The sequence below is a fragment of the Pseudomonas sp. GW822-FHT05A08 genome (assembly GCF_058800485.1).
This window is the reverse complement of sequence record NZ_CM179511.1, coordinates 2,471,373-2,495,950: the sequence shown is the minus strand read 5'-3', so window position 1 is coordinate 2,495,950 and position 24,578 is coordinate 2,471,373. Positions and strand designations below refer to the sequence as shown.

The 24,578-nt window shown below is 59.5% G+C and carries 25 protein-coding genes and 4 tRNA genes; 7 read left to right on the top strand and 22 right to left on the bottom strand.

The window, feature by feature from the left end; all coding sequences use genetic code 11:
* Nucleotides 1–77: 77 nt before the first annotated feature.
* Entirely contained in the window at nt 78–527 is a 450-nt protein-coding gene (locus AC3RCP_RS11350) for a hypothetical protein (RefSeq protein ID WP_492571474.1), read from the bottom strand.
* Between the two features lie 323 nt (nt 528–850).
* Between AC3RCP_RS11350 and AC3RCP_RS11345 the strand changes: the two genes are divergently transcribed.
* From AC3RCP_RS11345 to AC3RCP_RS11335, 3 genes are all read left to right on the top strand, one after another.
* The gene (locus AC3RCP_RS11345; RefSeq protein ID WP_007920539.1) at nt 851–1,939 is read left to right on the top strand and encodes an asparaginase; all 1,089 of its coding nucleotides are present in this window, start codon (nt 851–853) and stop codon (nt 1,937–1,939) included.
* 235 nt (nt 1,940–2,174) lie between these two features.
* A complete protein-coding gene (locus AC3RCP_RS11340) occupies nt 2,175–2,411 on the top strand; it encodes a DUF1654 domain-containing protein (protein ID WP_274306130.1) in 237 nt (78 codons plus the stop codon).
* Between the two features lie 4 nt (nt 2,412–2,415).
* Nucleotides 2,416–3,105 (top strand): endonuclease, encoded by a 690-nt coding sequence (locus tag AC3RCP_RS11335; protein ID WP_492571473.1) that lies wholly within the window; start codon nt 2,416–2,418, stop codon nt 3,103–3,105.
* A gap of 103 nt (nt 3,106–3,208) precedes the next feature.
* Here AC3RCP_RS11335 and AC3RCP_RS11330 read toward each other — a convergent pair whose 3' ends face one another.
* Nucleotides 3,209–3,565 (bottom strand): SPOR domain-containing protein, encoded by a 357-nt coding sequence (locus tag AC3RCP_RS11330; protein WP_101337355.1) that lies wholly within the window; start codon nt 3,563–3,565, stop codon nt 3,209–3,211.
* 267 nt (nt 3,566–3,832) lie between these two features.
* On the opposite strand from AC3RCP_RS11330, the gene csrA reads away from it, so the two are divergent.
* Nucleotides 3,833–4,027: a carbon storage regulator CsrA gene (csrA, locus tag AC3RCP_RS11325; protein ID WP_007920550.1), complete on the top strand. Its 195-nt coding sequence runs from the start codon at nt 3,833–3,835 to the stop codon at nt 4,025–4,027.
* A gap of 348 nt (nt 4,028–4,375) precedes the next feature.
* Nucleotides 4,376–4,624: a hypothetical protein gene (locus AC3RCP_RS11320; RefSeq protein ID WP_492571472.1), complete on the top strand. Its 249-nt coding sequence runs from the start codon at nt 4,376–4,378 to the stop codon at nt 4,622–4,624.
* A gap of 64 nt (nt 4,625–4,688) precedes the next feature.
* Here AC3RCP_RS11320 and AC3RCP_RS11315 read toward each other — a convergent pair whose 3' ends face one another.
* The 7 genes from AC3RCP_RS11315 to AC3RCP_RS11285 all read right to left on the bottom strand — a co-directional run bounded on the left by AC3RCP_RS11315 (nt 4,689) and on the right by AC3RCP_RS11285 (nt 9,768).
* Complete coding sequence (locus tag AC3RCP_RS11315; RefSeq protein ID WP_492571470.1) at nt 4,689–5,150, bottom strand: DUF2214 family protein; 462 nt, start codon at nt 5,148–5,150, stop codon at nt 4,689–4,691.
* Between the two features lie 135 nt (nt 5,151–5,285).
* The gene (locus AC3RCP_RS11310) at nt 5,286–6,692 is read right to left on the bottom strand and encodes a carbohydrate-binding protein (RefSeq protein ID WP_492571593.1); all 1,407 of its coding nucleotides are present in this window, start codon (nt 6,690–6,692) and stop codon (nt 5,286–5,288) included.
* A gap of 117 nt (nt 6,693–6,809) precedes the next feature.
* The gene (locus tag AC3RCP_RS11305) at nt 6,810–7,439 is read right to left on the bottom strand and encodes a lytic polysaccharide monooxygenase auxiliary activity family 9 protein (protein ID WP_101337352.1); all 630 of its coding nucleotides are present in this window, start codon (nt 7,437–7,439) and stop codon (nt 6,810–6,812) included.
* A 322-nt stretch (nt 7,440–7,761) separates the two neighbouring features.
* The gene (locus AC3RCP_RS11300; protein WP_101339404.1) at nt 7,762–8,112 is read right to left on the bottom strand and encodes a hypothetical protein; all 351 of its coding nucleotides are present in this window, start codon (nt 8,110–8,112) and stop codon (nt 7,762–7,764) included.
* 154 nt (nt 8,113–8,266) lie between these two features.
* Nucleotides 8,267–8,629, bottom strand: coding sequence for an NUDIX hydrolase (locus AC3RCP_RS11295; protein WP_007920559.1), 363 nt, complete (start codon nt 8,627–8,629; stop codon nt 8,267–8,269).
* Nucleotides 8,630–8,800: 171 nt separating this feature from the next.
* Nucleotides 8,801–9,268 carry a DUF3757 domain-containing protein gene (locus tag AC3RCP_RS11290; RefSeq protein ID WP_178081055.1) on the bottom strand — a complete coding sequence of 156 codons (468 nt, stop codon included), beginning with the start codon at nt 9,266–9,268 and terminating at the stop codon, nt 8,801–8,803.
* 423 nt (nt 9,269–9,691) lie between these two features.
* Nucleotides 9,692–9,768, bottom strand: a tRNA-Val gene (locus tag AC3RCP_RS11285).
* A gap of 183 nt (nt 9,769–9,951) precedes the next feature.
* On the opposite strand from AC3RCP_RS11285, the gene AC3RCP_RS11280 reads away from it, so the two are divergent.
* Nucleotides 9,952–11,235: an NAD(P)/FAD-dependent oxidoreductase gene (locus AC3RCP_RS11280; protein ID WP_101337339.1), complete on the top strand. Its 1,284-nt coding sequence runs from the start codon at nt 9,952–9,954 to the stop codon at nt 11,233–11,235.
* 206 nt (nt 11,236–11,441) lie between these two features.
* Here the strand turns inward: AC3RCP_RS11280 and AC3RCP_RS11275 are convergent.
* The 12 genes from AC3RCP_RS11275 to truA form a co-directional block, all read right to left on the bottom strand.
* Nucleotides 11,442–11,518 (bottom strand) — tRNA-Asp (locus tag AC3RCP_RS11275).
* 101 nt (nt 11,519–11,619) lie between these two features.
* Nucleotides 11,620–11,696: transfer RNA gene (locus AC3RCP_RS11270), tRNA-Asp, on the bottom strand.
* Between the two features lie 59 nt (nt 11,697–11,755).
* A tRNA-Val gene (locus AC3RCP_RS11265) sits at nt 11,756–11,831 on the bottom strand.
* Nucleotides 11,832–11,990: 159 nt separating this feature from the next.
* Nucleotides 11,991–12,758, bottom strand: coding sequence for an SDR family oxidoreductase (locus AC3RCP_RS11260; protein ID WP_219734949.1), 768 nt, complete (start codon nt 12,756–12,758; stop codon nt 11,991–11,993).
* A gap of 5 nt (nt 12,759–12,763) precedes the next feature.
* On the bottom strand, nt 12,764–13,975 hold the full coding sequence (locus AC3RCP_RS11255) for an O-succinylhomoserine sulfhydrylase (protein ID WP_007921971.1): 1,212 nt from the start codon (nt 13,973–13,975) through the stop codon (nt 12,764–12,766).
* Between the two features lie 34 nt (nt 13,976–14,009).
* Entirely contained in the window at nt 14,010–15,515 is a 1,506-nt protein-coding gene (purF, locus tag AC3RCP_RS11250) for an amidophosphoribosyltransferase (RefSeq protein WP_007921973.1), read from the bottom strand.
* 41 nt (nt 15,516–15,556) lie between these two features.
* A complete protein-coding gene (locus AC3RCP_RS11245; RefSeq protein ID WP_007921975.1) occupies nt 15,557–16,114 on the bottom strand; it encodes a CvpA family protein in 558 nt (185 codons plus the stop codon).
* A 98-nt stretch (nt 16,115–16,212) separates the two neighbouring features.
* Nucleotides 16,213–16,890 (bottom strand): SPOR domain-containing protein, encoded by a 678-nt coding sequence (locus AC3RCP_RS11240; RefSeq protein ID WP_087088522.1) that lies wholly within the window; start codon nt 16,888–16,890, stop codon nt 16,213–16,215.
* Nucleotides 16,874–18,181: a bifunctional tetrahydrofolate synthase/dihydrofolate synthase gene (gene folC / locus AC3RCP_RS11235; protein ID WP_101337338.1), complete on the bottom strand. Its 1,308-nt coding sequence runs from the start codon at nt 18,179–18,181 to the stop codon at nt 16,874–16,876. The genes AC3RCP_RS11240 and folC overlap by 17 nt, the downstream gene beginning before the upstream one ends.
* On the bottom strand, nt 18,178–19,098 hold the full coding sequence (gene accD, locus AC3RCP_RS11230; protein ID WP_007921980.1) for an acetyl-CoA carboxylase, carboxyltransferase subunit beta: 921 nt from the start codon (nt 19,096–19,098) through the stop codon (nt 18,178–18,180). The genes folC and accD overlap by 4 nt, the downstream gene beginning before the upstream one ends.
* 269 nt (nt 19,099–19,367) lie before the next feature.
* The gene (locus tag AC3RCP_RS11225) at nt 19,368–19,991 is read right to left on the bottom strand and encodes a phosphoribosylanthranilate isomerase (RefSeq protein ID WP_101337337.1); all 624 of its coding nucleotides are present in this window, start codon (nt 19,989–19,991) and stop codon (nt 19,368–19,370) included.
* A gap of 64 nt (nt 19,992–20,055) precedes the next feature.
* Nucleotides 20,056–20,880 (bottom strand): tRNA pseudouridine(38-40) synthase TruA, encoded by an 825-nt coding sequence (gene truA, locus AC3RCP_RS11220; protein WP_016704910.1) that lies wholly within the window; start codon nt 20,878–20,880, stop codon nt 20,056–20,058.
* Between the two features lie 232 nt (nt 20,881–21,112).
* Between truA and AC3RCP_RS11215 the strand changes: the two genes are divergently transcribed.
* A complete protein-coding gene (locus tag AC3RCP_RS11215) occupies nt 21,113–21,772 on the top strand; it encodes a M24 family metallopeptidase (protein WP_492571599.1) in 660 nt (219 codons plus the stop codon).
* A gap of 78 nt (nt 21,773–21,850) precedes the next feature.
* Here the strand turns inward: AC3RCP_RS11215 and AC3RCP_RS11210 are convergent, their stop codons facing one another.
* The gene (locus AC3RCP_RS11210; RefSeq protein WP_492571600.1) at nt 21,851–24,472 is read right to left on the bottom strand and encodes a motility hub landmark protein FimV; all 2,622 of its coding nucleotides are present in this window, start codon (nt 24,470–24,472) and stop codon (nt 21,851–21,853) included.
* Between the last annotated feature and the right edge of the window lie 106 nt (nt 24,473–24,578).

Below are 24,578 nucleotides of genomic sequence, written 5' to 3'. Positions count from 1 at the left end.
GCTATTTGTCAACGGGGAAGCCAAGCCCATGAGCCGCCCGGAACGCCAGGACAGACGCCCCGTACGACATCACACAATCATGCGGTGGTACTGACCAGTGTGCCTGACGAAGCGTCCTTGCTCAGTTCCTTGACCAGCTTCCCAGCCACTTCCTGCAGCGCGCCGTTGGTATCGACGATCTGGCCTTGAATCGCCATCACCACGGTCGCCTTGGCTTCAGGGGTCGGATAACTCGCCGCCTGGGCAGCGGCCAACTGCTGCTGTTGCTCCTGCAATTGGGCCTGCAGTTCTTTCATGCGCTTGAGCAGCATTTTCACCACCAGGCTTTGATTGTCCCCTTCAGAGCCTTGGGTCTCTGCCTTCTCGGCCTTGGAAGCGGATGCCACTCGCAGCTTGCCCTCTTCATCGATCCCCAGGGCTTGCGCAGCGCTATCGGCGGCGCCCTGGCTCAGAGCCTCGATAGTGGCCGGTGATTTACCGTTGATGGTGATGGCCCCGGCAGCGGGAAAACCGACAGAAATAGACATGTGAGCTCCATAAAGAAACGATCCTTGGAGGGCATCGGCTGCAAGGACCATCTCTTTAATTCAGCATTTTCCTCATGCCAACCAGAACTGTCGGACAACCGAACGCAAATCTTCCGAGCATTCGGAAAACCGGACAACGAAACGGCCATCGAATCCGATAAATAAAAATAAGTTGATATAAATCATTAAGTTAAAAGAGTTTTGCGACCACAGTCCGGCTGGTACAGATCCTGCTGTTCCCTTTCGCCCGCGGCATTCAGATCTGTCTCGGGTGTATCTAGATGAACCTGCACCAGCACCGTCTCACTACTAGAGAGAAAATAATGAAATCTGCTTTCAACACCCTTGTTCCGGGCGCTTTGGCCCTCCTCTTGCTCCTTCCGACTGCATTGCAGGCCAAGGAAGTCGAAACCAAACAGAAGCTGGCCAACGTGGTCGTGCTCGCTACCGGCGGCACCATTGCCGGCGCTGGCGCCAGTGCCGCCAACAGCGCCACCTACCAGGCCGCCAAAGTCGGCATCGAGCAGTTGATCGCCGGGATCCCCGAGCTGAGCCAGGTCGCCAATGTGCGCGGCGAACAGGTCATGCAGATCGCCTCTGAAAGCATCACCAACGAAAACCTGCTGCAACTGGGCCGTCGCGTCGCCGAACTGGCCGACAGCAAGGACGTCGACGGCATCGTCATCACCCACGGTACCGACACCCTGGAAGAAACCGCGTACTTCCTGAACCTGGTGGAAAAGACCGACAAGCCCATCGTAGTGGTCGGATCCATGCGTCCGGGCACCGCCATGTCCGCCGACGGCATGCTCAACCTGTACAACGCCGTCGCCGTCGCCGGCAGCAAGGAAGCCCATGGCAAGGGCGTGCTGGTCACCATGAACGACGAGATCCAGTCGGGTCGCGACGTCAGCAAAATGATCAATATCAAGACCGAAGCCTTCAAGAGCCCATGGGGTCCGCTGGGCATGGTAGTGGAAGGCAAATCCTACTGGTTCCGCCTGCCGGCCAAGCGTCACACCCTGGATTCGGAATTCGACATCAAGACCATCAAGAGCCTGCCTGACGTCGAAATCGCCTATGGCTATGGCAACGTCAGCGATACCGCCTACAAGGCCCTGGCCCAGTCCGGCGCCAAAGCCATCATCCATGCCGGTACCGGCAATGGCTCGGTGTCTTCCCGCGTAGTGCCGGCCCTGCAGGAGCTGCGCAAGAATGGCGTACAGATCATTCGTTCGTCCCACGTCAATGCCGGCGGCTTCGTACTGCGCAACGCGGAACAGCCTGACGACAAATACGACTGGGTCGTGGCCAACGACCTGAACCCGCAGAAAGCCCGCATCCTGGCCATGGTCGCCCTGACCAAGACCCAGGACAGCAAGGAACTGCAGCGGATGTTCTGGGAATACTGATTGGCCCGCCCGACCTGTTCTGGTCGGGCACCGCTCTACCCCGCACTCGCCCGCCCTGGGCGAGTGCTCCGCCCCGGTTGGCCAGCCCTCTTCTTTATCCCGCAGATAAAAAACTCAATCGTTTTGCAGCAATCCGCGGATATCGCTGTCAGAAGAACCTCTTGAATTTTAAGCGGTTGCGAAATTTCCTACAGTAAAATACTGTACGCGCATACAGCTTAATAAGGAATGTTCCGTGCCCGCCGCAGCACCACCAAGCTCTTATGAACGCCTCGGTTTGCGCGTTCAGAAAATCATCAACTCGCCCAACGCACAAAAAGCCAAGGCCGCCCTGATCTTCCGTCAGCCCGACGAAGCGGTCGACGAGTGGGAGCGCCTGCTCGAAGAAATCGCCGAAAACGACAACGTCACCCTCGCCTATCGCGATGACGGCGGTGTGCAGATTTTCTGGGTTGTGCCGAGGGAAGACTGAGTCGATGATTGCCCGCTGTTTTGCTGTACTGCTGTTTTGCGTTGCCCTGAATGCCCACGCCGATGCGCCCCGTACCTTCAACGAAGCGAAGAAAATCGCCTGGAAGCTGTACGCCCCGCAATCCACCGAGTTCTACTGTGGCTGCAAGTACAGCGGCAATAGGGTCAACCTCGCCGCCTGCGGCTATGTCCCCCGCAAGAACGCCAATCGCGCCGCGCGCATCGAATGGGAGCACATCGTTCCCGCCTGGCAGATCGGCCATCAGCGTCAATGCTGGCAGCAAGGCGGGCGCAAGAACTGCACGCGCCACGACCCGATTTATCAACGCGCCGAAGCCGACCTGCACAACCTGGTGCCGAGCATCGGCGAGGTCAATGGCGACCGTAACAACTTCAGCTTCGGCTGGCTGCCGGCGCGGTCCGGCCAGTACGGTTCGTGCCTGACTCAGGTCGACTTCAAGGCCAAGAAGGTCATGCCGCGCCCATCCATTCGCGGCATGATCGCCCGGACCTACTTCTATATGAGCAAGCAGTACAACCTGCGCCTGTCGAAACAGGATCGTCAGTTGTACGAAGCCTGGAACAAAACCTATCCGGTACAACCCTGGGAGCGCCAGCGCAATCAGCGCGTGGCTTGTGTGATGGGGCGTGGCAACGAGTTCGTCGGCCCGGTCAACCTGAAGGCCTGCGGCTGATATCCGTCCGGGTTGCCGATAAACGTCCGGGGCATGGACAGCCCCCTCAAGGATGATTGAGCGCCGGCAAGACCGGCCTTGACCCGGCACCCAAAAGAACGGCTTATTGCGCGACGCGGTGCTCGATTACCTGCGGCTCGATATTGCGCTTCTTGGCCTTGGTCAGCTTCTCGACCAGCTCGGCTTTCTTGGCTTCGGCTTCGGCCTGGGAATCGAACGGGCCGATCAGCACCCGATCCTTGCCATCTTCGACGACGACATAGGAAATGATCCCGTGTTCGATCAGCCAGCCGGCCAGATCGCTCGTCGCCTGAGGCAGGGTGCCGGCGACCAGCACATCCCATTGCGGCGTCGTGGCGGTCTGCGGCGGCTGTGCCTGGACAACCGGCGCCACCTTCTTGTCCACCTCGGCATGCTTGCCTTCACCGCATCCCGCCAATGCCAGGACCGCCATCATCATCGCTACTGTGCGCACAACCTACCCCTTGAAAGTCTGAGGCGGCGATTTTAGCACCCCAATCCCCTGCACAAACGCCACAAAATCAGCGCAAAACAAGGAGAATGATATTTATCGCCTCTGTATAGTTGCACCTCGGGAATTAATACAGCGTCTGCGCGTCAGAAAGAGGCACCCACACAGTGGTACTTCGCAGTAATCTATACGCACTACTACCGACATCTGCACTGTCTGAATCAGGTGCCCTACTAAGCAATCAAGGAGAAGATCATGCTGATACTCACCCGCAAGGTCGGTGAAAGCATAAATATCGGTGACGACATCACGATCACCATTCTGGGCGTTAGCGGCCAGCAAGTCCGGATCGGCATCAATGCCCCGAAAGACGTCGCAGTCCATCGCGAAGAAATCTACCAACGGATCCAAGCCGGCCTCACCGCCCCGGACAAACGCGAAACACCTTGAGCGCCATGAGCGGCCAGCCCTTTGTCTCATCACAATGGCTGGCGCAGCGTCATCGTTGATTGATTCCCCGCAGCATCCTCCCCCTCTTCAAATGGCAGCGGCGCAGTTCAGGCCGCCAGCGCCAGCCCTGGCAAAAGTGCACTACCCAAGCCCTTCACTGATAGCGCTCCATCCCGGCAATCTGTCGATACGACTCGGCCGGGAGAAAGCCCTTCCTCGTTTTTGTATAAATACTCAGTAGCGTGGCAATGAGCAGGAGGAGTAATTTCAAGACCTACCGCCTCCGCGAACCCGCCGAGGCTCCCCCCCTTGCCATCGGCAGATGCTTTACGAACAAGGAGCGGTCATATGCAAGAGTTCGCTTACCTTCTGATCACCAACGACCTGAATGCAATGCGGACCATTGCCGCCTGCTCGACGGAGGGGCTCTACGAAGTCAAACGCGGAATATTCACCTTCCGCTCCGAGGCCAACGTCGACTACCTGCACCGCGTGCTGACTATCGTCAGCGACGAGTTCGGCATCATTCCCGTGCAGCAGGCCGAGTTCAAAACCAACCGAGCCACCATCAGCAAGGCTTTCAGCCAACTCTGCTAGAGCGCGCGGCGCTCGATGACGCGCAACAGCCCGCAGCGAGCCCGAGGACACGCGACTCCTCACCTCATGACTGGCCGAGCATGACCCCACGTGCCATGCCACTGGCCGCCACTACTATCAGCACAATCAGCAGCGCCTGCAGGTGGCTGATGCGCGCAAACAGCGTGGTGCGACCGGTATCGATCGACGCCCCGCGCCCCAGGGCGATTCGCCATTTGATCAGCGCAACCATTGGCCATATTTCGAGCAACAGGATGATGACGAACAAGGTCATCTTGATGTGAAACAGCGGCTGGTGCAGGTAGTAGTCCGTGCCTTTTTCGTATCCAGCAAAGGCGCGCAGCAAGCCGGTGATCAACAACACCGCGGCGGCCAGCCCCCAGCCATTGTCGGCCAGCAGAGCCCGGCGCACATCCGCCCCTTCGGTGACCACGCGGCGCAACGCTGTACCGCGATTGAGCACCGCCGCAAAGGCGACAGCAAAGGCCAACAGGTGTACGGCTGCGAGAAACCAGTGCATGAGCATCGCTCCACTCTCCATTGACGGATGACAAAAAAAGGCCTGTGAGTATTAGCCCATAACCCGCAGCTTTGCCTTGCCCGACACCCAATAAAAAAGGCGCCCGTCATCGGGGCGCCTCTGTACTGCTCCTAGCCGCGCTCACGCACGACGCTGAACCGCCACCTTGGCCCAAAGGGTGAAGGCGACATCCGGAGTCCAGCCGGCGTTCGAGGTGTGCTCTTGAAAGCACAGATACAGATTGCCCTGATAAGTCACACCATCATCTTTGCGATAGTGATGATTCAACTGCCATTCCGGGTATTGCGGGTCAGGCACCCCGCCAGCGGTCTTGATGTTCAGGTTGGTACTGGGCAGCGACTGATTACCCTGGGCGTCCGTGGCGCTGACAAAGTAGCTGTACAGCGTATCGGTTTTCAGCCCCTCGTCCGTCAAGGTCAGCGAGGCCGTCTGGGCCACCGGCTTGCCATCGCGAAACAGGGTGTAGAACTCGATCGGACGAACACCGTGGGCAGCACTCCAGCTCAAGGTCACGCTGTTCTCTGTCTGCGCGGGAGAAAACAGGTTGCCCGGCGCCGAAGGTCGCTCCTCGCCGCTGCCACCATGGATCAGCGGCGCATAACGATCACGGAACTCCCAGTTGTAACGGACGCCGTACTTGTTGAGGCCGTCATCCCAATTGACCGACCAGGTCATCAGGCCCTTGATCGACAATCCGGCACGATCCAGACGCTTGAAGGCATTGCTCACCGCCGCTGGGTCAATGACATACCCGGTCGCTGCCGCGTCGACGTTGGCCGGCAGACCGATCACGAACTTGTCGGCAGGGATGGCGATATAGCCACGCGTACCGGTGACCAGGCTCTCGGTCAGATAAAACAGAAAGTCTTCCTTCAGCGCGTCGTTGTTCTGGGCAATCCAGGCACCCTGCCCGCCGTTGGCTTCCTGGACCCACAGACCGTCGCCGCCCTGGTTGTAGTATTGCGGCGCGATGAAATCGTAGTAGCCATCCAGCGCCTGGATATAACCGACGTATTTGCCGCCGGTGGCGAGGTAGGGAAACTCCGGCGCCATGCTGATGATGAAGTGCTTGCCCTCGCCTGCGTAGTGATCCTTCACCAGCTTGAGCGCCGCCGGCAGCACGATCTTGTTGTCGGCAAAATCGATGGCGCTTTGCTCGAGGTCGATGTCCAGCCCGTCGAAACCATAGGTTTCCACCAGACGGATGATTTCGTTGGCCAGCGCTTGCTCATTGCCCTTGTGCAACTCGATATGAGCGTCCGCACCGCCAAGGGAAATCAACACCGCCCGCCCCTGGCTGTTGAGCACGCCAACCTGACGCCGGAACTCCTCGTCCGACAGGTTGTAGGGCTTGAAGGTGGGAATGCCGTTGCCCTTCATGAAAGCTACCGCCACCACGTTGTATTCCCTGGGTACATCCACCAGGTCGAGGTTGGCGAACTGCCCCTGCTGGTAGCCGTCACTGGGGCCTGCCGGCCAGTTGTGCCAGAAGCCCATGAGGATCTTCTTGCCTGCGATCGACGGCATCAACGATGCCGAATCATTCGCCTGAGTCTTTACCGCTGCAAAGTTGATCTTGTTCACGTTCTAATCCTTCAGAACCATTTAAAGAGAATGACAACTTCTGCTGTTATTCAAAGTCGACTATTTGAAGTCGACGTCGAACGCCTGATAGAACGCATTGCCAGTGTTGGCGACAATCCACGCCAGAACAATCACGTGGTGGCCTTTCTTGTTCTTGGGCAGTGTCACTTGATGTTCGACCTTGGCCTTCATTTCATCGCCGTGCTGGTCATACGGAACTTGTGTGTAGAAGTCCTTGAAGAAAGCCTGCGGCTCCAGTTGCGCACGGCTGATACGCTGTCTCGTGTCCCAGCCATCTTTGGTGATGAACCAGCTGTAACCGCGGGTCACATGAGGAGCGGTGTACTCCCACTTGACCTGAAACACCTGCCCCGGATCGACGTTGAGCAACGGCCAGGAGAACGAACGCCCAAGCTTCCTCGACATTTCTTCATTGGTGAAGTTGAGGCAGTCACGCTCGTCGGTCTTGCCGCCGCTGAGGATATGCCCATCAGCCGGTGGCACAACGCTGGCGACGTCGCTCTCGTATGGTTTCTGAAAAGGTCCGCCCACCAGGGCCGGGAAATTTTTACCGCCTTCCATCTCATTGACCTGCCAGGTGCCGAGCAGCCCCAGCTCGACGGCGACAGCACCACGGCTGGAGGGGGATACGACACGCCCGTGTTTCGGTTGAACTAATGGCTTATTCATTATTTTTCACTCCTTTGATTAAATGAATCTCCTTCTTGAGGAGAACTTTAAACTAGTCCAAATCAGTGTTTTGTCTACTGATCTCCGCATACAAAATGCCGAGCAAATTGTTGCACCTCAACAAAGCCGGGACATCAACGAATAATTACAGCGCAAACCTACAGGAAGAAAGGCAAATAACTTACACAAGCCAATAAATGAGTATTCAACTAGCCTCTTGTTAACCAACCCTTCAAGAAAAACAATGGAAATCTTCAATAAACCATAAACCCGGCAAGAGCCGGGTTCATGATCTGTTTACTGGATAACGTTCAAAAAGGAATTACAGGCAAGTCGCCAATGCGGCCAGTCTACGCTTGGCGACCCAGTTGTCCTGGACCGCGTAATAATTGACGGTGGTACCCGAAGCCTGCCCCCGAATATCGGCAAAGGACTCCGCCGAACGGGTATAGACCGTGTATCCACCCACCTTGGCAGACTCCAGATAGGCCGACGCATCCACACCGAACACCGCTTCGTCCTGCCAGGCAAACTGCACACACTGCGCCACGATTTGCTCCGCCTTGGCCGACGAGAGCACCTTGTAGGGACTCTTCGAACGCGCCTCATTCATCGCCGAGCCGGCACACCCCGCCAGCAGCGCCGCGACCATTACCGCCATCAACACCCGCATCATGCTACCTCGCCGTAAAAACGCGACAGTATCACTCACATGACAAGCCATTGGCATTCGGCTGCGAGAAACTGCTCGCAGACCATTTCGCGTACTGGCCGGAAAAACAAAACCCGCGCAAGGCGGGCTTCTTCATGAATCGATAACACCTCGGTTAAAGGCGGCGTAAAAACGAGCTCACAATACTCTTGGTGGCGGCCGTTGCATCCAGCTCACGGGCAGCCCCATAGGCATGCCAAGCGATGGCCGCAATTTCATTCAAGGGCCGGGCATCCTCGGCATTGGCCACGGCAACCTCGAATACGTGATGCCGTACATTACCGGCGTCGAACTCCAGGATGTAAAGAGGCTCACTGGCATCCAGCCCTGTCTCCTCACGCAACTCACGTATCGCGGCAGCAGCGAGAGACTCCCCAGGCTCGACCTTGCCGCCCGGTAAAGACCATTTTGCGCGATCCTTGCGGACAAAAAGAATTTGCCCTCCATGCGCACAAATCACCGTCGCTCTACTCTTCATACCTGCACCCTACCCGACCACATCCTGCCCGTATTGCGCAGGGAACGTGCATACAGACCGAAAACCGACTTAAAAGTGTCACAAAAATGTCATGAAATGCATAAGCATTAAGGATGCCAAAAAGACAACGGCATAGCCTGGAACAAAACCCTTCCATACAGACGGGCACATTCACTTCAAATAAAAACTGCATGCATCTCTATAGGTATCCGTGCATTCCAGGATTGTTGATGAGGAGAAGTCTCGAGACTCTTTCCATGACAACGAGTTTCCAATCCACATGACCTGTTTGTAATGACCGCCGAGATCAAGATGCATATTCAAATATCGGCCACCGGAGGTCACATAGATACAGCTATTTATAAAACCAACTTTATCGACACCTTGGTGAGTCAATACAAAATAGCTTTTCTCGAAGTTGGTAACAGCTTCCATGGCACCGTCAACCAGCACACCTACCCATTCAGCACCCTCACTTTTAGCTGGCGCGCTAAAAATGCCCATCATGCCCTTGATATCTCGCGGCGAAGGACATGATTCCTGATCACCCGGCCAGTCAGGGATATTGAGGTAATTGCTAGCATGCACGAATGTAAATAGCTGCGAACACAGCAACACCCAACCCAACAATCTAGACACGTTCCATTCCTTCGCAAATATCAGAAGGAAGGTTCTATCAACTAGAACAACTTTAGAATGTAGGACGATTCCTAAAATATTAGATTTTTCTCTTAAGACCAGCAGTCTCTACATCGAAGCGCCCGCTCTTGGTGGTCAGTTGCAAAGTGCAGTCACAACGACGCCCCTGACTAAAGCGTGCTATCCACCTGGACCAGGCCAGCCTCCAACGCCGCGAAGATCGCCAGCCTGAAGTCATCGGTGGACCTTGAAAGAACACTATCAGGAAGGGCACGCCGAAAAAGGAGATCGTGTACCTGGAGGCAGGTGCCGACTTGGCCTTTTGAGTGGTGGCTTTACAAAGGTTTTTAAAACCGCGGACAACAAAAAAGGGCCCACCTTTCGGTGGGCCCTTCCAGACCGCCCAGCAGAGCGGATTTTGTTTGGTAGGCGCGATTGGACTCGAACCAACGACCCCCACCATGTCAAGGTGGTGCTCTAACCAACTGAGCTACGTGCCTGCTGTGAGGCGGCATTCTACGGAATTCCGGAGGGGTGTCAACACCTTTTTTGCAGCTAACCCTCTGAATATGCGAATTTTTATTTTTTGAGCCTGCCAAGAAGATTTTTCAATGGCTGGTAGGCGTTTTTCAACTCAGGTAGGATCCACGCAATCGTCAAGAATATTAAACAGAGGTTGCAGGATGGCGAACACACCTTACCCACAGTCGTATTACGCGGCGTCAGCCAACGCTGCTCCAGCCCGCCCGCTGCTGCAAGATGATGTGGAAACCGATGTCTGCGTGATCGGTGCCGGCTACACCGGCCTTTCCAGCGCCCTGTTCCTGCTTGAGAATGGCTTTAAAGTCACCGTCCTGGAAGCGGCCAAGGTTGGCTTCGGCGCTTCCGGGCGTAACGGTGGACAGATCGTCAATAGCTATAGCCGCGACATTGATGTGATTGAACGCAGTGTCGGCCCCAAGCAAGCTCAACTGCTTGGCCAGATGGCCTTCGAAGGCGGCAGGATCATCCGTGAGCGGGTCGCCAAGTATCAAATCCAGTGCGACCTGAAAGATGGCGGAGTGTTCGCCGCCATCACCAGCAAGCAGATGGGTCACCTGGAGTCGCAGAAGCGCCTGTGGGAGCGCTACGGCCACACCCGACTGGAATTGCTGGATCAGCGCCGCATTCGCGAAGTCGTCGCTTGTGACCTGTACCAGGGCGGCATGCTCGACATGAGCGGCGGGCATATCCACCCACTCAATCTGGCACTGGGTGAAGCGGCAGCCGTGGAATCCCTGGGTGGCGTTATCTACGAACAGTCCCCGGCGGTACGCATCGAACGCGGTGCCAATCCGGTGATACATACCCCACAAGGCAAGGTCAGGGCCAAGTTCGTCATAGTCGCGGGCAACGCCTACCTGGGCAACCTGGTGCCGGAACTGGCCGCCAAATCGATGCCATGCGGCACCCAGGTCATCACCACTGAACCATTGAGCGATGAGCTAGCAAAAAGTCTGCTTCCCCAAGACTACTGCGTCGAGGACTGCAACTATCTGCTGGATTACTACCGTCTTTCCGCCGACAAGCGCCTTATCTTTGGCGGCGGCGTAGTCTACGGCGCTCGCGACCCGGCGAACATCGAGGCGATCATCCGACCGAAGATGCTCAAGGCCTTCCCACAACTCAAGGATGTGAAGATCGACTACGCCTGGACCGGCAACTTCTTGCTGACCCTGTCGCGCCTGCCGCAAGTCGGACGCCTGGGCGATAACATCTACTATTCCCAGGGCTGCAGCGGCCATGGCGTCACCTACACCCATCTGGCGGGCAAGGTACTGGCAGAGGCCCTGCGCGGCCAGGCAGAACGTTTTGACGCCTTTGCCGAGCTGCCGCACTACCCCTTCCCTGGCGGCCAGCTGTTGCGCACCCCATTTACTGCAATGGGCGCCTGGTATTACAGCCTGCGGGACAAGCTGGGGTTCTGATAACCTGCCCCTCTGCAAATAAAAAACCGCCTATAAGGCGGTTTTTTATTTGCAGAGGGGCAATATCGACTGCCTGAGCAGTATCGAAAACGCCGGATTCCAAAAACAAAAAACCCCGGTCTTTCGACCAGGGTCTTTGCTATCGATCCGAAGAGCTTGCGGCTCCTTCGTCACTTGAAGGCGTTCAGTGCTCCTTCAAGTAGATATGGCGCAGCGGACGGGACTCGAACCCGCGACCCCCGGCGTGACAGGCCGGTATTCTAACCGACTGAACTACCGCTGCGTATCGCTTGGACTTGCGTCCATGTGAACCGTTTAAATCATCTGACTGAAAAACTTCGAGGCTTTTCAATCTCAGAGCAGGAACACCTGATCTGTAAAATATGGCGCAGCGGACGGGACTCGAACCCGCGACCCCCGGCGTGACAGGCCGGTATTCTAACCGACTGAACTACCGCTGCGCGTCGGTTGGATGCTTCTATGGAAGCCTCCGTCTTTCTTTCGAAAGGCACTCAAGAAGTGGTGGGTGATGACGGGATCGAACCGCCGACCCTCTGCTTGTAAGGCAGATGCTCTCCCGGCTGAGCTAATCACCCTTTGCTTCGTTGAGGCCGCGAAATTTACGCAGATACCGATGCTAAGTCAATACCCTGCTTGAAGTTTTTCTGAAAAAGACAAAATCACGACAACGCCTGAAAAAGGAATCAACAACACCGACGACCTAAAGCCGTGCTCGTTGCGCCCTCCACACGCCATCAGTCGCGATAAATCATTTTTTTGCTCATACCGCCGTCGACCACGAACTCCTGACCAGTGACAAAACCGGAGTTCTTCGACAACAGCCACGCCACCATCGCCGCCACATCCTCGACCGTCCCTACCCTGCCCGCCGGATGCTGGGCATGATCGGCATCGCTCAGGGGCTCCGCCCGCCGCGCCGCTGGATCCCGGGCATCGATCCAGCCGGGACTGACCGCATTGACCCGGATCTCCGGCCCCAGGCTCATGGCCAATGCATGGGTCAAGGCCAGCAGACCGCCCTTGCTCGCCGCATAGGCTTCGGTGTCCGGTTCCGATTGCCGGGCACGGGTAGACGCCAGGTTGACGATGGCTCCGCCATGAGCGCGCAGATATGGCGCACAGTGCTTGGCCAGGAGCATCGGACCGCTGAGGTTCACCGCCAGCACCCGATTCCAGTAAGCCAGATCGAGGCTTTCCAGGGTGATGTTGCGCGGGTCAGCGACTGCTGCGTTACACACCAGCGCATCGAGGCGCCCGAACTGCCCCAGCACTTCGGCGACCCCCAGGGCGACCTGCGCTTCATCCGCCACATCCATGCCAATGAACCAGGCACTGTCACCCAGGACCTTGGCCACCTGGGAGCCGCGCACGCGGTCCAGATCGGTCAACACCACCTGCCAGCCCTCGCTGATCAGCCAGGCAGCGATGCCCAGGCCGATACCGCGTGCCGCGCCAGTCACCAGCGCGACGCGGCCGTTGGCAACGCTCTGCTGTTCGGACAACTCGATCACAAGGCTGCCAACCCGCGCGCCAGGTCGGCTTGCAGGTCCACCACATCCTCAAGGCCGACAGCGATACGAATCAGGCTGTCACGAATGCCCGCCGCTTCACGCTCTTGCGGCGCCAGACGGCCGTGAGAGGTGGTGCTCGGATGAGTGATGGTGGTCTTGCTATCGCCCAGGTTGGCGGTAATGGAAATCAGGCGAGTGGCGTCGATAAAACGCCAGGCCCCGTCCTTGCCGCCCTTGACCTCGAAGCTCACCACCGCGCCGAAACCACGTTGCTGACGCTTGGCCAGTTCGTATTGCGGATGGCTTGGCAGACCGGCGTAGTGCACCTTCTCGATGCCGTCCTGCTGCTCCAGCCATTCGGCCAGGGCCTGGGCATTGGCACAATGGGCGCGCATCCGCAGGTTGAGGGTTTCGAGGCCCTTGAGGAAGATCCAGGCGTTGAACGGACTCAGGGTCGGTCCCGCGGTACGCAGGAAACCCACCACTTCTTTCATCTGTTCGCTGCGGCCAGCCACCACACCGCCCATGCAACGACCCTGGCCATCGATGAACTTGGTCGCCGAGTGCACCACCACGTCCGCGCCCAGCTTCAGCGGCTGCTGCAACGCCGGAGTACAGAAACAGTTGTCGACCACCAGCATCGCGCCCTTGGCGTGAGCGATTTCGGACAATGCAGCGATATCCACCAGCTCGGCGAGCGGGTTGGACGGCGATTCAACGAACAGCAACTTGGTATTGGCCTTGATCGCCGCATCCCAGCCGGACAGGTCCGCCAAGGGCACGTAATCGACCTCGATACCGAAGCGCTTGAAATACTTTTCGAACAGGCTGATGGTCGAGCCAAACACACTGCGCGAAACCAATACATGGTCGCCCGCGCTGCACAAACTCATGACCACCGAGAGAATCGCCGCCATGCCAGTGGCCGTGGCCACCGCCTGCTCGGCGCCTTCCAGGGCGGCGATGCGCTCTTCGAACGCCCGCACGGTCGGGTTGGTGTAGCGGGAATAGACATTGCCCGGCACTTCGCCGGCGAACCGCGCGGCCGCATCGGCGGCCGTGCGGAACACGTAGCTGGAAGTGAAGAACATCGGATCACCGTGCTCCCCTTCCGGGGTACGGTGTTGGCCGGCGCGCACGGCCAGGGTGTCGAAAGCTACGCCATCAAGGTCGCTGTCCAGCCGACCGGCATCCCAATCCTGACTCATGCCGCCTACTCCTTATGTCTTCTAATGCTCTAGATCAGTTGTTGTACAGATCGATGATCGCACTGACCGCCTGGGTCTTGGCCTTGGAGGCATCGTTACGTGCGTTTTCGATCTTGTTCAGGTAGGCCTCGTCGACGTCGCCAGTGACATATTTGCCGTCGAACACCGCGCAGTCGAAGTTCTCGATCTTGATCTTGCCGCCACCGACCGCCTCGATCAGATCAGGCAGATCCTGGTAGATCAGCCAGTCGGCGCCGATCAGATCAGCCACATCCTGAGTCGAACGATTGTGTGCGATCAGTTCGTGAGCGCTCGGCATGTCGATGCCGTACACGTTCGGGAAACGCACGGCAGGCGCCGCGGAGCAGAAGTAGACGTTCTTCGCGCCGGCTTCACGGGCCATCTGGATGATCTGCTTGCAGGTGGTGCCGCGAACGATCGAGTCATCCACCAGCATCACGTTCTTGCCGCGGAACTCCAGTTCGATGGCATTGAGTTTCTGGCGCACGGATTTTTTCCGTGCGGCCTGGCCCGGCATGATGAAGGTCCGGCCGATGTAGCGGTTCTTCACGAAGCCTTCGCGGAACTTGACGCCCAGGTGGTTCGCCAGCTCCAGCGCCGCGGTACGGCTGGTATCCGGAATCGGGATGACCACATCGATATCGTGATCCGGACGCTCGCGCAGGATCTTCTCGGCCAGCTTCTCGCCCATGCGCAGGCGCGCCTTGTACACCGACACGCCGTCGATGATCGAGTCCGGACGCGCCAGGTAGACATGTTCGAAAATGCACGGAGTCAGTTTCGGATTGGTCGCGCACTGACGGGTGTGCAGCTTGCCGTCTTCGGTGATGTAGACCGCTTCGCCCGGCGCCAGGTCGCGAATCAGGGTGAAGCCCAGCACATCCAGGGACACGCTTTCGGAGGCGATCATGTATTCGACGCCTTCGTCGGTGTGACGCTGACCGAAAACGATCGGGCGAATACCGTGAGGGTCGCGGAAGCCAACGATGCCATAACCGGTGACCATGGCGACTACCGCATAACCGCCAACGCAACGGTTGTGCACGTCGGTCACGGCGGCGAATACGTCTTCTTCGGTCGGTTGCAGCTTGCCGCGCTGGGCCAGCTCGTGAGCGAAGACGTTGAGCAGGACTTCCGAATCGGAATTGGTGTTGACATGGCGCAAGTCAGACTCGTAGATCTCCTTGGCCAGCTGTTCAACATTGGTCAGGTTACCGTTATGCGCCAGGGTGATGCCGTAAGGCGAGTTGACGTAAAACGGTTGAGCTTCGGCCGAAGTCGAGCTGCCAGCGGTCGGATACCGTACATGGCCGATACCCATGTGACCGACCAGGCGCTGCATGTGCCGTTGATGGAAAACGTCACGGACCAGGCCGTTGTCCTTGCGCAGGAATAACCGGCCATCATGGCTGGTCACGATACCGGCAGCGTCCTGGCCGCGGTGCTGGAGGACGGTTAGCGCGTCATACAGCGCCTGATTGACGTTCGACTTACCGACGATACCGACGATGCCACACATGCGACGCAACCCCTACTTAATGAAACTGAACTGAACACATCTTACTGAGGCGTTTTGGCCGGTAAGAGTTGTTCCTTGAACGGTATTTCAGCGGGTACGCTGATACCGCTGGCCAGCCACTGACTGCTCCACCCCAATATGAGGTTTTTTGACCAGTCTGCAACCAATAGAAATTGTGGCACCAGTCGCGACTGCTGCCACCAGGAATCCTGTTGTACCGGCCCCAGGCTCAACAGCCCGACGGCCACGACCACCAGCAACGCGCCACGCGCCGCGCCGAAGGCCATGCCGAGGAATCGATCGGTCCCGGATAGCCCGGTGACGCGAACCAATTCGCCGATAAGATAATTGATCATTGCGCCCACGATTAAAGTGGCGACAAACATGATGGCACAGCCCGCGATCACGCGAGCCGAGGGAGTCTCGATGTATCCGCTGAGGTATTCGGACAGAGAGCCACCAAACATCCAGGCAACGACTCCTGCGACGATCCAGGTAAGCAGCGACAGCGCTTCTTTGACGAAGCCGCGGCTCAAACTGATCAAAGCGGAGATGGCGATGATTGCAACGATCGCCCAGTCAACCCAGGTAAATGGCACAGTGCAGCCTACAGACGGATAAGGCGGCGCATTTTAACAGAGCGCATGGCCGTCGGTAAGCTGCGATTCACTGTGCTTTGCAAATCAAGGCGATAGCCTTAACCGCGCTCAGGCTGGAAGCGCACGACAAAACCCTTGAGGTTCTGCTGACGGCTCAGCAAATCGCGCAGGCGGTCTGCCTCGGCCCGCTCGATCAATGGACCGACGAATACCCGGTTCTTGCCATCGGCGGAACGGATATAAGCGTTGTACCCCTGGCTGCGCAGGGTTTTCTGCAGGTTCTCGGCGCTTTCCCGACTGGACAGGCTGGCCAGTTGCACCGACCAACTGACCGACAGGCCGTTTGCATCGACACGGCTTGGGGTCGCATCGGGCTTGGCTGGCGCTGCGGCAATCGGCTGGGCCGGAGCCGGCTTGGGGGCTGGCGCCGGAGGTGGAGTCACGGGCTTGCTCGCGGCGACTGGCGGTGCCACCGGGACTGGAGCCGGAGCAACCGGAGCGCTTGGCGCAATCGGCATCGAAGGCGCGGCCTGCTGGGCCACTTCTTCATCGCTGGGTACCGGCTCCTGTGGCAGCGCCTGCGGCTCTGGCACCACCACAGGCTCGACTTGCACCTGGGTTACAGCAGGCGCCTGAGGCACTGCTGGCGCCTCGACATTGATATGTCGCTGCTCATCTTCGCGGGAAAACAGCATCGGCAGGAAAATCACCGCCAACGCCACCAGAACCAAGGCCCCAACCATTCGCTGCTTGTAGACGTTATCCAGCATAGCCATGTGCAGCTTCCTCCGTGGAGCGCCGAGCGAGCCACTCGAGCGCCTCGGCAACACAATAAAAAGATCCGAACAGCAGAATCTCGTCTTCGCCCGTAGCCTGCGCACACTGCCCTTCCAAGGCTGCGGCGACACTCTCATAAGACGCTACCGAAGCCCCAAGGTTCTGCAGTGCCGCCTGCAAGTCCGCAACGGGACGCGCACGGGCAGAATCCAGCGGCGCCACCGCCCAATGCTCGACACAGGCATCCAGGCGGGCAACCACGCCCTCCAGGTCCTTGTCCGCCAACAGGCCGAATACCGCCAGGCGCTTGCCCGCCACTGGTCGGCGCATCAGGCGCTCGGCCAGATACTCCGCGGCATGGGGGTTGTGCCCGACATCCAGCAACAGGTTCAGGCGCTTGCCCTGCCATTCGAACTGACGGCGATCCAGGCGCCCGACCACTCGCGTCTGCTGCAAGGCTTCGGCGATGCGTTCGGCCTGCCAAGGCAGCCCCAGCAACAAATAGGCCTGCAAGGCCAGCGCGGCGTTCTCCATGGGCAGATCGAGCAGCGGCAAGTCGCGCAGCTCGACAGCATTGCCCCGCGCATCGAGACCCCGCCACTGCCAGTTCGCCTCGGTGATCCCCAGGTCGAAATCACGACCGCGCAGGAAGAACGGGCAGTTCAATTCACGCGCCTTATCCAGCAGGGGCTGAGGGGGATTCAGGTCACCGCAGAGCGCAGGCGCGCCCTGGCGGAAAACCCCGGCCTTCTCGAAGGCCACGGACTCACGGGTGTCACCCAGATAATCGGCATGGTCGACGCCGATACTGGTGACCAGCGCCAGATCCGCATCCACCAGGTTGACCGCATCCAGGCGCCCACCCAGGCCGACTTCCAGCACCACGGCATCGAGACCGGCCCGCTGGAACAGCCAGAAGGCCGCCAGGGTACCCATCTCGAAATAGGTCAGGGAAATTTCACCGCGCCCGGCTTCGACCGCGACAAAGGCCTCGCACAGCTCGGCATCGCTGGCTTCGACGCCATCGATCTGCACGCGCTCGTTGTAGCGCAACAGATGGGGGGAATTGTAGACACCGACCTTCAGCCCCTGGGCTCGCAGCAAGGACGCCACGAACGCGCAGGTAGAACCCTTGCCGTTGGTACCGGTCACCGTGACGACCCGAGGCGCCAGCCTGCCCAATCCCATGCGGGACGCTACTTCTTGCGAGCGCTCCAGCCCCATGTCGATGGCTGACGGATGCAACTGCTCAAGGTAGGCAAGCCAGTCGCCAAGGGTACGCTCGGTCATATGTTTGCAGGCACCGGTGGCACCACGATCGCCTCGACGGGCGCGGCCACGAACTCAGGCGTCGGCAAGCCCATCAGTTGAGCCAGCAGGTTACCCAGGCGCGGACGCAGCTCCTGGCGCGGGATAATCATGTCGATAGCGCCATGCTCCAGCAGGAACTCGCTGCGCTGGAAACCTTCCGGCAGTTTTTCACGCACGGTCTGCTCGATCACGCGAGGACCGGCGAAACCGACCAGGGCCTTGGGTTCGGCGACAATCACGTCACCCAGCATCGCCAGGCTGGCGGAAACGCCACCGTAGACCGGGTCGGTCAACACGGAAATGAATGGCAGGCCTTCTTCACGCAGACGCGCCAGCACCGCGGAGGTCTTGGCCATCTGCATCAGGGAGATCAGCGCTTCCTGCATCCGCGCACCGCCGGAAGCGGAGAAGCAGACCATCGGGCAACGCTTTTCCAGCGCGTAGTTGGCAGCACGCACAAAACGCTCGCCAACGATGGCGCCCATGGAGCCGCCCATGAAGGAGAACTCGAACGCCGATACCACCACCGGCATCCCCAGCAGGGTACCGCTCATGGAAATCAGCGCGTCCTTTTCACCGGTCTGCTTCTGGGCCGCGGTCAGGCGATCCTTGTACTTCTTGCCGTCGCGGAATTTCAGACGGTCTACCGGCTCCAGGTCGGCGCCCAGTTCGGCACGGCCTTCAGCGTCGAGGAAAATGTCGATACGGGCGCGAGCACCGATACGCATGTGGTGGTTGCACTTGGGGCAGACGTCCAGGGTCTTTTCCAGCTCCGGACGATACAGCACCGCCTCGCAGGACGGACACTTGTGCCACAGACCTTCAGGCACCGAGCTTTTCTTCACCTCGGAACGCATGATCGAAGGGATCAGTTTGTCTACTAACCAGTTGCTCATGCTTTCTTTCTCCAGTACCGGCGGCCCGAACGCTCTGGTTCGCGGCCCCGCGTATGCCCTTGAGCTAAATTCATGTGTGCGGCGATGATCTGTTCGCTACCGCGGTCAGCGCGAGCTTGACCTGCCTGTACCGAACGGCTCCTCAGCCATCCTGACAACCCCCGGATAGAGCGGCTGCCACTTCGATTTACGGCCCGCCCAGCGACGGTGCCGGCCTGTTTTGTACAGTGGTGTTATGGACGGCGGCAGACTGCCAGCCGTCACATCGACTAACAGCTGCCGCGAACGGCCTGCATAAATGCGCGAATCTTTGCGTGATCCTTGATGCCCTTGCTCTGCTCCACCCCGCCGCTGACATCCACGGCGTACGGGCGAACCTGCGCTATCGCCTGGCCGACATTCTCGGCAGTCAAGCCACCGGCCAGGATAATCGGCTTGCTCAAGCCTTGCGGTACCAGTGACCAATCGAAGGCTTCGCCAGTTCCACCCGGCACGCCCTCGACGTAGGTATCGAGCAGGATGCCGCTGGCCCGCGCATAAGCCGCGCAACGGCTGGCAATATCGTCGCCGGCCTTGACCCGCAGCGCCTTGATGTAGGGCCGGTTATAGCCCTCGCAGTCCGCCGGTGCTTCATCGCCGTGAAACTGCAACAGGTCCAGCGGCACCGCATCGAGGATCTCGCCCAGCTCGCAGCGACTGGCATTGACGAACAGGCCCACGGTGGTCACGAACGGCGGCAGCGCGGCAACGATCGCCCGCGCCTGCTGGACGTTCACAGCCCGCGGACTCTTGGCGTAGAACACCAGCCCGATGGCATCGGCCCCGGCCTCGACCGCCGCCAACGCATCCTCAATGCGGGTAATCCCACAAATTTTGCTGCGAACGGCTGACATGTCGTTTAAACCTCAGGGCAAATCCGGGGAAAGTCCCGGATGGTAGCAAATGCTTTTCCGGGCGTCAGCCGTCAAGTTCCGAGAAGCCGGTGAGGAAATGTGGCCCGATGTATCGCTCGGGCAGCTCGAACTCATCGTGATACTCGACCTGCACCAGATACAGTCCGAAAGGATGCGCCGTCACCCCGCCCGTGCGGCGAATCCGGCTCTCCAGCACTTCCCTGGCCCACTCGACCGGACGCTCGCCCGCGCCGATGGTCATCAGCACTCCGGCGATATTGCGCACCATGTGATGCAGGAACGCGCTGGCACGGATATCCAGGACAATCATCTTGCCGTGCCGGGTGACCCGCAGATGGTGGATTTCCTTGATCGGCGACTTGGCCTGGCACTGCCCTGCACGGAATGCACTGAAATCATGGGTGCCCACCAGATGCTGGGCAGCCTCGGCCATCCGCTCGACATCCAGCGGGCGATGATTCCAGGTGATCTCCTCATTCAAGTGCGCCGGACGGATCTGGTCGTTGTAGATCACGTAGCGATAGCGGCGGGCAATCGCCTTGAAGCGCGCATGAAAATGCGCCGGCATGACCTTGGCCCAGCTCACGCTGATGTCGTGGGGCAGGTTGATATTGGCCCCCATCACCCACGCCTTCATCGACCGCTCGGCCTGGGTATCGAAGTGCACCACCTGCCCGCAGGCGTGCACGCCGGCGTCGGTACGCCCGGCGCAAGACAGCAGCACCGGCGAGTCCGCCACCCGGGACAACGCCTTCTCGAGGGTTTCCTGGACACTCGGGACACCGGAAGCCTGACGCTGCCAGCCGCGATAACGCGAGCCCTTGTATTCGACACCCAACGCAATTCTGAAAAAGCCTGCGGCCGCCATTTCGGCGGCCGCGTTATCTATATTTGCCAAGAACTTACAGCCTGCTGATATGCGCAAAGGCGGCCATTATAAGGCGCGCGCAAGCAGACGCCATGCGCGACCCGCTTTTAGTTGATGTTTGCCCACTAAGCGCCGGCGAGCGTAAACAGGATTGCGTGAAAACCAGGACAAACGCTATATAGATGAATATATAACGAAACCCATAAATCCACTCGACCGGGACCTGAGACCAATGACCGCCATCAACAAGGAGGCCGTGGGCCTCGCCTACAGCCTGCAAGGCATGCTCCACGCCAAACGCAAGACCTGGGCAGCCATCGCGCAGATAGCCGCGCGCATCCAGCCAGGCATGCTCGAATCCCAGGCTCGCGCCTTGGGGCTGGAGGTGCTTGCGGAATTGGGCATGGACCGGATCTGGCACCCGGCGCTGGTGCGCTTTGGCGAAAACACCCTGAAGACCTTCAAGCAACGCTCCGAAGGCGATCCGATATTGGGCGACAACGACATCTTCTTTATCGACCTGGGGGTGGTCTGGGACCGCCACGAAGGCGATTGCGGCGCCACCTTCGTCACCGGCAACGATCCCGAGATGCAAGCCTGTGCCACGGCGGCCCAAACCCTGTTCGAACGGGTTCGCGATCACTGGAGCGAGCACAAGGTCGCCGGCCCCGCTCTGTATCGCTATGCCGAAGAACAGGCGAGCGCCATGGGCTGGGTGCTGAACCTGGAGATCAAGGGGCACCGGGTCAGCGACTTCCCCCATGCCATTTATCGAGCGGGTGACCTGGGCAACTTCGGGGCATGCCCCAACGTTGGCCTGTGGATTCTGGAAATCCAGATCGCCCACCCTACCCGGCCGTTCGGCGCCTTCTACGAAGACCTGCTGGCCTAACCGCGCAAGCGCTGCCATGGGCCCAGAAACAAAAACGGCAGCCTCGATGGCTGCCGTTTTTTTGCTGCTAGCGTCGACTCAGGCCAGACGCGCGAGCATTTCCTTGGCTTCGCTTTTCTGACCGTCGTTACCTTCGCTGATGACTTCGCCGAGAATATCCCGCGCGCCATCGTTATCGCCCATGTCGATGTAGGCCTGGGCCAGATCGAGCTTGGTCGCCACTTCATCGGCGCCGGAAAGGAAATCGAAATCCCCTTCGTCGGCACTGCCCGCGGCGTCTTCCGCGGTAAAGGTCGGCTCGGCCAGGTCCGGCTGCTCGAGGCTCTGCGACAAGCGATCCAGCTCGGCATTGACATCGTCCAGCTCGGAAGCGAAAGCATCCTTGGCAGCGGGCTGCGCATCCATCTCGTCAGCCAGGGACAAGTCGAAGTCCGCAGGCAGCTCAAGATCGTCGAGCGCGGCTTCGGTCACCGTAGGCACTTCGGCAGCCGGCAGATCCTTCAGGTCGTCATCCAGGCTGAGCAGGAAATCCTCATCGGCTTGCGCCGCTGCAGGAAGGTCCTCACCCAGGTCCAGGTCGAAATCCGACAGATCGTCCAGGCTTTCCTTGGCTTCGGTTTGCTGCTGCAGCACCGACTCGAAGCTCAGGTCGTCATCCAGCGGGAAGTCGTCCAGCTCGGGCTCAACTTGAGCAGGAACAGCCGGAGCAACTGGCGCCGCTGGAGAGGCGGCCTCCAGATCGTCCAGGCTCAGATCGAAGTCGGTATCCAGGTCGTCGACAACCGGTGCCGGCGCTGGCTCCTGCGGCTCGTCGAGCAACAGTTCCTTGACGTACTGAGCATCCAGCGCCGCCGCCGCGGCTGCTGCGCCGAGACCCGCGGCCGCCACAGCAGCCATTGCCGGGAAGCGACTTTTCAGCTGTTCGACTTCAGCGTGATTCTTGCCATTGGCCACCAGCTGACGCTCCTGGGCCACAAAGGCGCTGCGATCGCCCTGATGACCGTAGACTTCCATCAGCTTCAAGCGCACCTCGCTACGCTGCGGCTCCAGCTTGACGGCCTCCTCCAGGATCGCCGCCGCCTGGTTCAGGCGACCGCCATCGATATGGGACTGGGCCTGATCCAGCAAATCGGCCGGGTGCTCGACTGCGGCAGCCACCGGCGCCGCGTCCACCACAGGCGCCACGACCGGAGCTGGAGCTGGAGCTGGAGCTGGAGCTGGAGCTGGAGCTGGAGCTGGAGCGAGCTTGACGCTCGGCGGTGGAACTTCAAGGCCTTCGAAGCTGCTTTCCGGCAGATCCAGATCCTTGGACAGCTCAGATTCTTCGGACAGGGCGCGAGCCATGCGCAGATGCTTTTCCGCCTCCTGCTGAGCCTTGCGACGGCGAGCCAACAACAGCAGCAACAACAGCACCAGCACTGCCCCGCCGCCCGCCAGCCCCAGGAGGATTGGATTGGTCAGCAGGTCGTTGAATGTGTCCTCATCGGACGCCGGTGTTTGCGCCTGGGCCGGTTCCGCTTCAGCCGGGGCCTCGTCCGACGTTGCCGCAGGATCGGTCACTGGCGCCGCCGGGGTCGCAGGCTGCTCGGCCAGTTGTGCCGGTATGGCCGCGGTCGGTTGTGCTGGCGCCACGGCACCCGCCCCTTGCGCCTGCAATTTGGCCAACTGGTCGTTCTTCAATTCGATCAGACGTTGCAGCTTGTCCAGCTGGCTTTGCAAGTCCGTCAGACGGCTTTTCAGCTCGGCGTTGTCACGCCGGGCCGTATCGAGGCTTTCCTGAGTCACCGCCAGCTTGTTGCTCAGTGCCTGGCTGTCGCCAGCCGCACCCTTGCCCCGCGCCTTGCCGGACTCGGCAGACACCAGGCTCAGATTATCCTTGGCCGCGCCTTGTGCAGGCGCCTTGTCCGCGCCCGCACGCCGGGTGCCATCCAGTTGCTGCTGAGCGCCACGCGGCGCCAGGCGGCGCCCCTGACGCCACGCCGTATTCTGCGCGGCGACCTCGGCGATCGCTTGCGGCTGCGGCAGGCTGGTGCTCTGCACGGCATCGGGCAGGCGCAATACCTGCCCGGTCTTCAGCCGGTTGATGTTGCCGTCGATAAAGGCATCCGGATTCAGCGCCTGGATGGCCAGCATGGTTTGCTGGACCGAACCGCCATTGCGGGCCTTGGCCGCAATTTCCCAGAGGGTATCGCGGGCCGAGGTGGTGTATTGAGCAGGCTTGCCGACACCTGTGACCGGAGCGGCAACCGCTGGAGCCTGTGCCGCGGATTGCGCGGCCGCTTCAGCGGTTTGCGGGGAAAACTTGGAAGGGTCGAGCAGGACGCTGTAGTCGCGCAGCAGACGGCCATTGGGCCACATCACCTGCACCAGGAACTTGACCATCGGCTCGGAGAGCGGCTGGCTCGACGTGACCCGCAGCACGCTCTTGCCGCTGGCATTGAGCACCGGCGTAAAGCTCAGGTCGTTGAGAAAGGCCTGGCGATCGACGCCCGCCTTGGCGAAATCTTCAGGCGAGGCCAGGCTCGGCACCACCTCGGCGGCGGTGAGATCCTTGACGTCCAGCAACTCGATTTCTGCAACCAGTGGCTGGTTCAGAGTCGACTTCAGGGTCAGCTCCCCGAGCCCAAGCGCCTGCGCCATACCGGAGGACAGCGCCGACGCGGCCGCTATTGCTAACACCAGTTTGCGAACTTGAACCATAGCCTCATCCTTTGTTTGAACATTCCTCGGCCAGCGAGAAGGTGTTGTAGCGCTGCCGTAAGGCATTGCGTGCGGCCTGAAGGGCCGCTTCGCGCGATATATGTCT

Bases quoted from the DNA above. Each gene is read 5' to 3' on its own strand.
- AC3RCP_RS11330 (WP_101337355.1), bottom strand. From the start codon at position 3,565: ATGATGATGGCGGTCCTGGCATTGGCGGGATGCGGTGAAGGCAAGCAT.
- AC3RCP_RS11210 (WP_492571600.1), bottom strand. From the start codon at position 24,472: ATGGTTCAAGTTCGCAAACTGGTGTTAGCAATAGCGGCCGCGTCGGCG.
- AC3RCP_RS11350 (WP_492571474.1), bottom strand. From the start codon at position 527: ATGTCTATTTCTGTCGGTTTTCCCGCTGCCGGGGCCATCACCATCAAC.
- AC3RCP_RS11240 (WP_087088522.1), bottom strand. From the start codon at position 16,890: ATGGCTATGCTGGATAACGTCTACAAGCAGCGAATGGTTGGGGCCTTG.
- purF (WP_007921973.1), bottom strand. From the start codon at position 15,515: ATGTGTGGCATCGTCGGTATCGTCGGTAAGTCGAACGTCAATCAGGCG.
- AC3RCP_RS11280 (WP_101337339.1), top strand. From the start codon at position 9,952: ATGGCGAACACACCTTACCCACAGTCGTATTACGCGGCGTCAGCCAAC.
- AC3RCP_RS11295 (WP_007920559.1), bottom strand. From the start codon at position 8,629: ATGAAGAGTAGAGCGACGGTGATTTGTGCGCATGGAGGGCAAATTCTT.
- AC3RCP_RS11305 (WP_101337352.1), bottom strand. From the start codon at position 7,439: ATGAATAAGCCATTAGTTCAACCGAAACACGGGCGTGTCGTATCCCCC.
- AC3RCP_RS11345 (WP_007920539.1), top strand. From the start codon at position 851: ATGAAATCTGCTTTCAACACCCTTGTTCCGGGCGCTTTGGCCCTCCTC.
- AC3RCP_RS11255 (WP_007921971.1), bottom strand. From the start codon at position 13,975: ATGAGTCAGGATTGGGATGCCGGTCGGCTGGACAGCGACCTTGATGGC.
- AC3RCP_RS11320 (WP_492571472.1), top strand. From the start codon at position 4,376: ATGCAAGAGTTCGCTTACCTTCTGATCACCAACGACCTGAATGCAATG.
- folC (WP_101337338.1), bottom strand. From the start codon at position 18,181: ATGACCGAGCGTACCCTTGGCGACTGGCTTGCCTACCTTGAGCAGTTG.
- csrA (WP_007920550.1), top strand. From the start codon at position 3,833: ATGCTGATACTCACCCGCAAGGTCGGTGAAAGCATAAATATCGGTGAC.
- accD (WP_007921980.1), bottom strand. From the start codon at position 19,098: ATGAGCAACTGGTTAGTAGACAAACTGATCCCTTCGATCATGCGTTCC.
- AC3RCP_RS11215 (WP_492571599.1), top strand. From the start codon at position 21,113: ATGACCGCCATCAACAAGGAGGCCGTGGGCCTCGCCTACAGCCTGCAA.
- AC3RCP_RS11300 (WP_101339404.1), bottom strand. From the start codon at position 8,112: ATGCGGGTGTTGATGGCGGTAATGGTCGCGGCGCTGCTGGCGGGGTGT.
- AC3RCP_RS11310 (WP_492571593.1), bottom strand. From the start codon at position 6,692: ATGCCGTCGATCGCAGGCAAGAAGATCCTCATGGGCTTCTGGCACAAC.
- AC3RCP_RS11315 (WP_492571470.1), bottom strand. From the start codon at position 5,150: ATGCTCATGCACTGGTTTCTCGCAGCCGTACACCTGTTGGCCTTTGCT.
- AC3RCP_RS11335 (WP_492571473.1), top strand. From the start codon at position 2,416: ATGATTGCCCGCTGTTTTGCTGTACTGCTGTTTTGCGTTGCCCTGAAT.
- truA (WP_016704910.1), bottom strand. From the start codon at position 20,880: ATGGCGGCCGCAGGCTTTTTCAGAATTGCGTTGGGTGTCGAATACAAG.
- AC3RCP_RS11225 (WP_101337337.1), bottom strand. From the start codon at position 19,991: ATGTCAGCCGTTCGCAGCAAAATTTGTGGGATTACCCGCATTGAGGAT.